Source organism: Enterobacter cloacae (genome assembly GCF_011078175.1).
Taxonomy (GTDB): Bacteria; Pseudomonadota; Gammaproteobacteria; order Enterobacterales; family Enterobacteriaceae; genus Enterobacter; species Enterobacter cloacae_Q.
This window is the reverse complement of record NZ_JAALCJ010000009.1, coordinates 171176-180602: the sequence shown is the minus strand read 5'-3', so window position 1 is coordinate 180602 and position 9427 is coordinate 171176. Positions and strand designations below refer to the sequence as shown.

Sequence of the window (9427 nt, the reverse complement as noted above, 5' to 3'; positions counted from 1 at the left end):
GGTGGTCCCACCTGACCCCATGCCGAACTCAGAAGTGAAACGCCGTAGCGCCGATGGTAGTGTGGGGTCTCCCCATGTGAGAGTAGGGAACTGCCAGGCATCAAACAAGTGAAGAGGCCATCCGCAAGGATGGCCTTTTTGCGTTTTTGCTCCTGCTTCCCTTCCATAAACAAATCACCTATCCCCCTATATATACGGTAAACTATCCCGGTTTTTGCATCAGGATAGCGTCTATGAAACACTCCCTTAAGCCCTGGAATACCTTTGGCATTCAACGGAATGCAAATCAAATTGTACGTGCCGACAGTGCTCAGCAGCTGTTGAATGCATGGCAAAACGCAACAGAAAACGGTGAACCCGTACTTATTCTGGGCGAAGGAAGTAATGTCCTGTTTCTCGATGATTTTGCGGGGACGGTAATCGTCAATCGCATCATGGGGATTGAGCGTAAAGAGAGCGCTGACAGCTGGCATTTACACGTGGGTGCTGGCGAAAACTGGCACCATCTGGTGCAATATACCCTTGAAAAAGGGATGCCGGGTCTGGAAAACCTGGCCCTCATCCCGGGCTGTGCAGGGTCATCTCCTATTCAAAACATCGGTGCCTACGGCATTGAACTGAAACACGTCTGCGAATATGTCGACTGCATCGAACTGGCGACCGGAACGGCGAAGCGCCTGACCGCAGAGCAGTGCCGCTTTGGCTATCGCGACAGCATTTTCAAGCACGACTATCAGGATCGTTTCGTCATCGTGGCCGTTGGTCTGCGTCTGGCGAAAGCCTGGAAACCCGTTCTGACTTATGGCGATCTGACCCGTCTTGATCCGGCTACCGTCACACCGCGTGAGGTATTTGATTCAGTCTGTCATATGCGAATGACCAAGCTCCCGGACCCGAAAGTAAATGGAAATGCGGGCAGTTTCTTCAAAAACCCGGTGATTAGCAGCGAAAATGCAAAAGCGTTTCTCGCCGGCTGGCCCACGGCCCCGCATTATCCTCAGGCGGATGGCAGCGTGAAGCTGGCCGCAGGCTGGCTTATCGATCAGTGTGAATTAAAAGGTACTACTCTTGGTGGCGCTGCTGTACATCGTCAACAGGCGCTGGTACTGATCAATCAGTCCAACGCGACAAGTGAGGATGTCGTCAACCTGGCGCACCATGTTCGCCAGCGCGTGGGCGAAAAATTTAACGTCTGGCTGGAGCCTGAGGTTCGCTTTATTGGCCGAACGGGCGAAGTGAATGCCGTGGAGGCCATTGCATGAAGGACAATACTATTCCGTTAACTCTCATCGGTATCCTTGCCGATGGCGAGTTTCATTCTGGCGAGCAGCTGGGCGAACAGCTGGGCATGAGCCGTGCAGCGATCAATAAACATATTCAAACGCTCCGCGACTGGGGCGTGGATGTGTTTACGGTGCCGGGAAAAGGCTACAGCCTGCCGGAACCGATCCAGTTACTGAATGAAGAAACTATCCGCAGCCAGATTGGGCACGGTACCGTCGCGGTATTGCCGGTCATTGATTCGACGAACCAGTATCTGCTGGATCGCCTGAGCGAGCTGAAATCCGGTGATGCCTGCGTTGCCGAGTACCAACAGGCAGGACGTGGCCGCCGGGGACGTAAGTGGTTTTCACCATTTGGCGCCAACCTTTACCTTTCCATGTACTGGCGGCTTGACCAGGGGCCAGCTGCGGCCATCGGGCTGAGCCTGGTCATCGGTATTGTGATGGCAGAGGTGCTGCACGATCTGGGGGCCGATCAGGTGCGGGTAAAATGGCCCAACGATCTGTATCTGAACGATCGAAAGCTGGCGGGGATCCTGGTCGAATTGACGGGTAAAACAGGCGATGCCGCACAGATTGTCATTGGGGCGGGGCTGAACATGGTGATGCGAAACGTGCAGAACGATGTTGTGAATCAAGCGTGGACCAATCTACAGGAAGCGGGGATCGCCATCGATCGCAATACGCTTGCCGTCCGTATGATCAATGAGTTGCGTAGTTCGCTGACGCTCTTTGAGCATGAGGGATTAGCGCCATTCCTCTCCCGCTGGGAAAAACTGGATAACTTTATTAACCGACCGGTGAAGCTGCTGATTGGGGATAAAGAGATTTACGGCACATCACGCGGCATTGACGCGCAGGGCGCGTTGCTTCTTGAACAGGATGGCGTGATTAAGCCCTGGGTGGGCGGTGAAATTTCGTTACGAAGTGCAGAGTAACCCTCTCCCCACAGGGGAGAGGGTGTAGCAGGTCACTGCGGATACGGCACCCAATCCCCGGCATTCAGTCGGACATAAGGCTTATTCTGATACTGGATCACCACCGCGTTGGCGTTTTCCGATACCTCCGCCGTCTGCGGCAGCCCGCTGGTGAGCTGATCCCAGTTCACGCTATCCTCCACAAACAGCTTACCGTCTACTGCACGAGCAACCAGTTCCGAGATAGCCAGATAGCTGCTTGGCTGGGTAATCTCAACTGGCGCTCCCTGATGCGGCGCCTTCATGCCAAAGAACTTAATCCCGGCCGGAACGTTCGTGATAGACGGGCTTGGAATATCGCGCAGACCAGACACCTGCATCCTGTCGCCTTTCAGCGCTCCCCCATGTTCCGGAACTACCACCACCATTACCTTACGGCCTGATTTTTCCAGCTCGTTGAAGAACCCATTCAGCTCGTCAAAGAACTTCTGCGCACGGGCCTTATAATCGGCCGTTTTGCTCACACCCGGATAATGGTTCCCGTCGTGGAGCGGCAGCGTGTTATAGAACGTCGCACTACGTGTCCCTTCCTCTTTACTGACGGTATCTAACCAGCGCTGAAGCACGGCGGTATCGTCATACACCGGAGAGCCATCGAAGCCCAGCAACGTAACCGGTAGCCCTTTCTGGTCCATCAGCGGGGCCTGCATGCCACCTTGTTCACGCACTTCTTTCAGGAAGTTACCGAACTGCCCGTTATGGCCCATCATCAGGTGTTGTGTAAAGCCCAGTTTTGCCAGGTTATCAAACAGATAACACTGGTTAGCCGCCGGCTGGTAGAGGTTCTTATGCGAAGGCTGTCCGCAGCTCGCGCGCAGCAGGCGGATAGCCGCCGGACCGCTGTACGACGTGGCGGAGTTGAAGTCTTTAAACTGAATATCGAAATGCGACCACAGCGGGTGCGACATCAGACCGGCCGCGTCAACGTCAGCCCAGGACAAAGAACAGATGTTAATAACCAGAAGCTCAAACGGCTGCGCATCGGCAGGCAGCGCGTCCGGGAATTTCGTCTGACGCTTATCTTCCGCAGCGTAAAAACTGGAGAGCCATGCGTTCAGGTTAGTGGATGTCGGCGGTGCAGTCTGCGCGGGAATATCGCCTACCACAGGCGTATCTCCTGCTGTCGCGACGGTCGCGGCGGCGGAGCCACCCGTGGTGGTCACGGTTGTCGTCGGCTGACCGGCTGGCCACAGCGAGAAGCTCGGGCCCGTCAGCGTCAGGACGTTTAACCAGACCATAATCGCGACGACAAACACTGTCACCCGGATCCACTGAGACAGGAACAGCCAGGCGACCAGCAGGACAAATACCGCGCCAATCATCTGCCAGTTAATGAAGCGCTCAACCAGGTCGAGCATATAGTCCGCACTAAAACCTGCGACCTGGGAGCCCTGACTCATGATGCTTTCGGGACCAGGCAGCCAGGTATCATGCCAGAACAGGGCGAAACCGATGGGGATAGCGACCCAGTGACGTATACGGTGCAGCCTGAGGTTCGGGATTGGCATCAGCAGGAATGCCATAAATACCAGGTTAAGCAGAGGGTGGAAATTAAGATAGCCTGCCCACAGCAGACCAAATTTCACCAGAAAGTAGAAATTCCAGCCGGACAGGCCGCGCCAGTATTGCCAGAGTGGCGATGGCGCCGAAGAGGTATAGGTAGAGTTAGTCATGTTTTCGGTTTGCCTTGACGTTCGGAGCGCGAGTCAGTGTTCCGGCGGGTTTAATGTAGCGAGGTTTGACGAACAGTAATCTTACCGTATCGCGAATACGGCGCAGGGAATGGCGTGCATAGTAGCCAAGCGGCAAAAAAATCAGCGCGCACAGAACAATCAGTTGGATGATATCGCTGATATTCATAATGATGCGCTCTCCTTGTTCTCATCCAGTAAGCGTAGCGGCTCAGGTACCCGACGCCAGACATGCCCATCATGTTTCGCGTTGAGTACCGGTTTGGCACCGCTGGTGACTGGCAACGGTTTGGCCCACTTTTCAGGAGCCAGGGCACGCATCTGGACAAGCTCAGCGCTGATCAAATTATCTTCAAACCAGACCATGCGGTTCGAGAAGATATCTCCGGTAGGAAGCGGGAAGATATGGTTAAGCGCAGTATCCAGATCGTTCACCCGGCAGAAGGAGAGGAACAGCACCAGGCGGTTATCGCCAATGGTCATAATGTCCCCGATACGGTTAGGGCGACACAGAGTGAGCGCTTGCTCAACACGAATACCCGGCACGGGGCGCAGGGCAACCATCACCCCTTTTCCGTCTGCCGGTAACAGCGTATTGCTCATCATGTTGCCTACCGCATCGCAGAAGGTGTCCCATTTCTGGTAGCCGCGCAGTTTCATGGGCTGCGTCATTGAAAGCAGGGTACTGATATCTTCCGGAACATGTCGAGTAAACTGCTGACCCTGGATGCTTTCGATCAGCGTCAGACAGCGCGACAGCGGAGCATTCCACGGGATGACCATATTCGCGCCGCAGCCCAGTAATAAGCGCTCATCGGTGGCGCGCAGGCTGGTATTATTTTCACGCACCACAATTTTTAACGCGCTGCCGCGCTGTCGACGTAATGTGTGAATGTGCCTTGCCAGCGTTTCGATTTGGTTATTCTGAATCAATGAGAAGATGATGGTCGCCGCCTGCGTAGTGCGCGCTTCATCAAATAAGGCTTCATTGGTATCAAACAGTGACCAGTGCTCAGACAGCGCAGGCGCACCTTCCAGTACCGCAATATGGCTCAGAATGCGTTTTTCATCACTGCGAGGCTGAACTACCGTCTCTTCCTGTTGAGCAAGATGCCACTCGTCCCCCACATGTTTGAGGGTAAGTTGTTGTCGGGAGCTCACCCCTTTTTCATTGCACCAGAACGCCACGTCGTAAAGATGGCTGTCGGTCTGGACACGAATACTGGCCAGGCCATAGAGAGAACGGTATTCACTCATTAAAAGTGAAAAAAGCTTGTCATTATTACTGCCTGGGTTAACAACCAATAAGGTGCAATTTTGATTTTTTGCCCATCTGTTGATTCTTTCCAGCCATTTCAGCAGTTTTTCAGAGGGGATATTTTGCAGGCCGTTATTAGAGCATTTTAGAATCAGTAAATAGTGTTCAGGGACAATAGAACACTGAATATCGCGCGGTAAAAAGTCCAGACCGTCTGCATTCGCTGGCATGGAAAATAATCGTACTGTCTGGGGTCCACGGTCACTGTCGAGCCTGATGATTGACTTCGGCTCTTCGCCCATCGTAATGATGGCCACGCGGGAATCCTTACCCTGCGCCGCTATCGTCTGGTTTACCAGACTGATGGCATCTTCATTACGATCCGTATTCACCCACCAGACTCCTCCGACTGGCATGTGGCGCAATTCGTCCCATAATGACTGGATGCCAATAGAAAATATGGAGTCCACGGTGTCCCTCTTTTCGTCGAATTTCTATGTCTCTCAGTTTACTAGCGAAAGCGTAGAAATAAACCTAACATTGAAATTAAAGAACATCAGATTTAGCATGTAAATGAAATTTAGTGGGCAGGACGCCTCGCTGCATCTGAATCTTATGATTTTACTCAAAGGGATGAAAAAAGAATGCAAAATAACGAACCCGCAACCCCAGTCGACTCAAGTCTGGGTTACACATTCCAGAACGATTTTTTGGCACTCACGCAGGCTTTTTCTTTGCCTGAAATAGATTACACCGATATTTCCCAGCGGGAACAGTTGGCGGCGGCTATTAAACGTTGGCCGTTATTAGCTGAGTTTGCCCAACAACAATAAGGAAGCCATTGATGGCTGTACTAGGATTACAGGGCGTCCGTGGTGGGGTGGGTACAACTTCCGTTACTGCGGCGCTGGCGTGGTCATTGCAGGTATTAGGTGAATCGGTACTGGTCATTGATGCCTGTTCCGATAATTTGCTGCGCATGTCATTCAATGTCGACTTTACGCATGCAAACGGCTGGGGACGTGCGCTTCTGGACGATAAAGACTGGCGGGATGCGGGTTTGCGTTATACCTCCCAGCTCGATTTACTTCCCTTTGGTCAATTGACCGAAACCGAGCGCGGGAATGAAGCCGCGTACCAGCGCCTGTTCTCTCGCTTCATCTCCGCATTGCAGAGCCTGAAAGAGAACGGGCACTATCAGTGGATCCTGCTGGACCTGCCGCACGGGGCCGCGTCGCTGACTCGTCAACTGCTGGCCCAGTGCGACCATGTGCTCTCCATTGCGAACGTAGATGCGAACTGTCATATCCGTCTGCATCAACAGGCGCTGCCTGCCAATGCCCATATTCTGATCAACGATCTACGCATTGGTAGCCAGATCCAGGACGACCTTTACCAGGTCTGGCTCCAGAGTCAGCGCCGCCTGTTGCCGATGGTGATCCATCGTGACGAAGCGATGGCGGAGTGCCTCGCGTCGAAACAACCCCTAGGGGAGTACCGTAGCGATTCACTGGCGGCGGAAGAGATCCTGACGCTGGCCAACTGGTGTCTGCTGCACTTTGCTAAAAGGCCAGAGTCTGCCGGGAGTTCAGTATGAGCCGCCTGACTAACTGGCTGCTCATTCCGCCGGTCAGTTCGCGCTTAAGTGAACGCTACCGCCATTTCCGTCATCACGGCGCCTCGTCGCTGAGCGCAGCGCTGGGCTGTTTATGGATGATTCTGGCGTGGATGTTCATCCCGCTCGAACATCCACGCTGGCAACGCATTCGTGCGCGCCACGGTGAACTCTATCCGCATATCAACCCTGACAAGCCGCGTCCGCTGGATCCCGCGCGCTACGCTATTCAGTCCATCTGGCTACTGGCAACCTCAACGGGCGCGGAGAAAAAAACGTCCCGCTGGCGCAGCTTCGATCGTGTGCAGAATCTGCGTGAACGCTACCACCAGTGGCTTGACCGGCTACCCGACCGGGTGGGCGACAGAACGGGTCATTTAGATAACCACAAAGAGCTCGGGCACCTACACCCGGGCTTGCGGCGTTTTATTCTCGGCGTGGTTGTGGTGTTCTCGCTGATTCTGGCGCTGGTCTGTATTACCCAGCCCTTCAACCCGCTGGCGCAGTTCACCTTCCTGATCCTGCTGTGGGGCGTGGCGCTGCTGGTGCGGCGCATTCCGGGGCGTTTTTCTGCCCTGATGCTGATTGTGCTGTCGCTGACCGTTTCCTGCCGCTACATCTGGTGGCGATATACCTCAACGCTGAACTGGGACGATCCGGTCAGCCTTGTGTGCGGCTTAGTCCTGCTGTTTGCTGAGACTTACGCCTGGATCGTGCTGGTGCTGGGTTACTTCCAGGTTATCTGGCCGCTGAATCGACAGCCGGTGCCGCTGCCAAAAGACACGACCCAGTGGCCATCGGTGGACCTCTTCGTGCCAACCTATAACGAAGACCTGTCGGTGGTTAAAAACACCATTTACGCCGCGCTGGGTATCGACTGGCCGAAGGATAAAATCAAAATCTGGATCCTCGATGACGGTGGCCGTGCCGAGTTCCGCCAGTTCGCGGACGAAGTGGGGGTAGAGTACATCGCCCGTACCACGCATGAACACGCGAAAGCCGGTAACATCAACAATGCGCTGAAATATGCCAAAGGGGAGTTTGTCTCTATTTTCGACTGCGACCACGTGCCAACGCGCTCGTTCCTGCAAATGACCATGGGCTGGTTCCTGAAGGAGAAAGAGCTGGCGATGATGCAGACGCCGCACCACTTCTTCTCGCCGGACCCGTTTGAACGTAACCTCGGCCGTTTTCGTAAAACCCCGAACGAGGGCACGCTGTTCTATGGACTCGTGCAGGACGGGAACGATATGTGGGATGCCACATTCTTCTGCGGCTCCTGTGCGGTGATCCGCCGTAAACCGCTGGATGAAATTGGCGGGATCGCCGTCGAGACAGTCACGGAAGATGCGCACACCTCGCTGCGTCTGCACCGTCTTGGCTATACCTCCGCCTACATGCGTATTCCTCAGGCGGCGGGGCTGGCCACGGAATCCCTGTCGGCGCACATCGGCCAGCGTATTCGCTGGGCCCGCGGCATGGTGCAAATTTTCAGGCTTGATAACCCGCTGATGGGTAAAGGACTGAAGCTGGCGCAACGGCTGTGCTACGTCAACGCCATGTTCCACTTCTTATCGGGTATTCCACGGCTTATCTTCCTCACTGCGCCGCTGGCGTTCCTGCTCCTTCACGCTTACATCATCTATGCCCCCGCGCTGATGATTGCCCTGTTCGTTCTGCCGCACATGATCCACGCCAGCCTGACGAACTCGAAGATTCAGGGGAAATATCGCCACTCCTTCTGGAGTGAAATTTATGAAACGGTGCTGGCCTGGTACATCGCGCCGCCAACCATGGTGGCGCTGATTAACCCGCATAAAGGGAAGTTCAACGTCACCGCGAAGGGCGGTCTGGTGGAAGAGGAGTATGTCGACTGGGTGATCTCCCGGCCCTATATCTTCCTGGTGCTGCTGAATATTGTGGGGGTAATTGTCGGGATCTGGCGCTATTTCTACGGCCCGGAAAATGAAATCCTGACGGTCTTCGTCAGTATGGCGTGGGTGTTTTACAACCTGATTATCCTCGGTGGCGCGGTGGCGGTATCGGTAGAGAGCAAACAGGTTCGCCGCGCACATCGCGTCGAAATCAGCATGCCAGCGGCCATTGCCCGCGACGATGGACATCTCTTCTCCTGTACCGTACATGATTTTTCGGATGGTGGTCTGGGTATCAAGATTAACGGTCAGGCGAATGTGCTGGAGGGACAGAAGGTCAACTTACTGCTTAAGCGCGGCCAGCAGGAGTATGTCTTCCCGACGCAGGTTGTACGTGTGAGAGGAAATGAAGTGGGTCTGCAACTGATGCCGCTGACCAAAAAGCAACACATTGATTTTGTGCAGTGTACGTTTGCCCGCGCGGATACGTGGGCTCTCTGGCAGGACAGCTTCCCTGAGGATAAGCCTCTGGAAAGCCTGCTGGATATTCTTAAGCTGGGGTTCCGTGGCTATCGTCACCTTGCAGAATTTGCCCCGTCGTCGGTGAAATTAATTTTCCGGTCACTTACTTCACTGGTTTCCTGGGTCGTGTCGTTCATTCCGCGTCGACCTGAGCGAGATGAAGCGAAGCAGGCGGACCCGGTTATGGCTCAACAATGATGATAACGC

At 54.4% G+C, this 9427-nt stretch carries 8 protein-coding genes and 1 rRNA gene; 6 read left to right on the top strand and 3 right to left on the bottom strand.

What is annotated here, in order from left to right; all coding sequences use genetic code 11:
- From rrf to birA, 3 genes are all read left to right on the top strand, one after another.
- Positions 1-99: ribosomal RNA gene (gene rrf, locus G6Q29_RS18830) — 5S ribosomal RNA — on the top strand; the annotation flags it as partial.
- A gap of 134 nt (positions 100-233) precedes the next feature.
- Positions 234-1262, top strand: coding sequence for a UDP-N-acetylmuramate dehydrogenase (murB, locus tag G6Q29_RS18825; protein WP_165466618.1), 1029 nt, complete (start codon positions 234-236; stop codon positions 1260-1262).
- Positions 1259-2221: a bifunctional biotin--[acetyl-CoA-carboxylase] ligase/biotin operon repressor BirA gene (gene birA / locus G6Q29_RS18820; protein WP_165466617.1), complete on the top strand. Its 963-nt coding sequence runs from the start codon at positions 1259-1261 to the stop codon at positions 2219-2221. The genes murB and birA overlap by 4 nt, the downstream gene beginning before the upstream one ends.
- A 32-nt stretch (positions 2222-2253) precedes the next feature.
- Here birA and bcsG read toward each other — a convergent pair whose 3' ends face one another.
- The 3 genes from bcsG to bcsE are packed head-to-tail and all read right to left on the bottom strand — an operon-like array spanning position 2254 to position 5679.
- Positions 2254-3933, bottom strand: a complete 1680-nt coding sequence (bcsG, locus tag G6Q29_RS18815; protein WP_165466616.1) for a cellulose biosynthesis protein BcsG — start codon at positions 3931-3933, stop codon at positions 2254-2256.
- Positions 3926-4120, bottom strand: a complete 195-nt coding sequence (gene bcsF / locus G6Q29_RS18810) for a cellulose biosynthesis protein BcsF (RefSeq protein ID WP_165466615.1) — start codon at positions 4118-4120, stop codon at positions 3926-3928. The genes bcsG and bcsF overlap by 8 nt, the downstream gene beginning before the upstream one ends.
- The gene (bcsE, locus tag G6Q29_RS18805) at positions 4117-5679 is read right to left on the bottom strand and encodes a cellulose biosynthesis c-di-GMP-binding protein BcsE (RefSeq protein WP_165466614.1); all 1563 of its coding nucleotides are present in this window, start codon (positions 5677-5679) and stop codon (positions 4117-4119) included. Before bcsE ends, bcsF begins: the two co-directional genes overlap by 4 nt.
- A gap of 174 nt (positions 5680-5853) precedes the next feature.
- On the opposite strand from bcsE, the gene bcsR reads away from it, so the two are divergent.
- Genes bcsR through bcsA form a run of 3 tightly spaced genes read left to right on the top strand, consistent with a single transcriptional unit; the run spans position 5854 to position 9418 of the window.
- The gene (bcsR, locus tag G6Q29_RS18800) at positions 5854-6042 is read left to right on the top strand and encodes a cellulose biosynthesis protein BcsR (RefSeq protein WP_003861175.1); all 189 of its coding nucleotides are present in this window, start codon (positions 5854-5856) and stop codon (positions 6040-6042) included.
- A gap of 11 nt (positions 6043-6053) precedes the next feature.
- Positions 6054-6806: a cellulose biosynthesis protein BcsQ gene (gene bcsQ / locus G6Q29_RS18795; RefSeq protein ID WP_165466613.1), complete on the top strand. Its 753-nt coding sequence runs from the start codon at positions 6054-6056 to the stop codon at positions 6804-6806.
- Positions 6803-9418 carry a UDP-forming cellulose synthase catalytic subunit gene (gene bcsA, locus G6Q29_RS18790; RefSeq protein ID WP_165466612.1) on the top strand — a complete coding sequence of 872 codons (2616 nt, stop codon included), beginning with the start codon at positions 6803-6805 and terminating at the stop codon, positions 9416-9418. Before bcsQ ends, bcsA begins: the two co-directional genes overlap by 4 nt.
- Positions 9419-9427 lie beyond the last annotated feature (9 nt).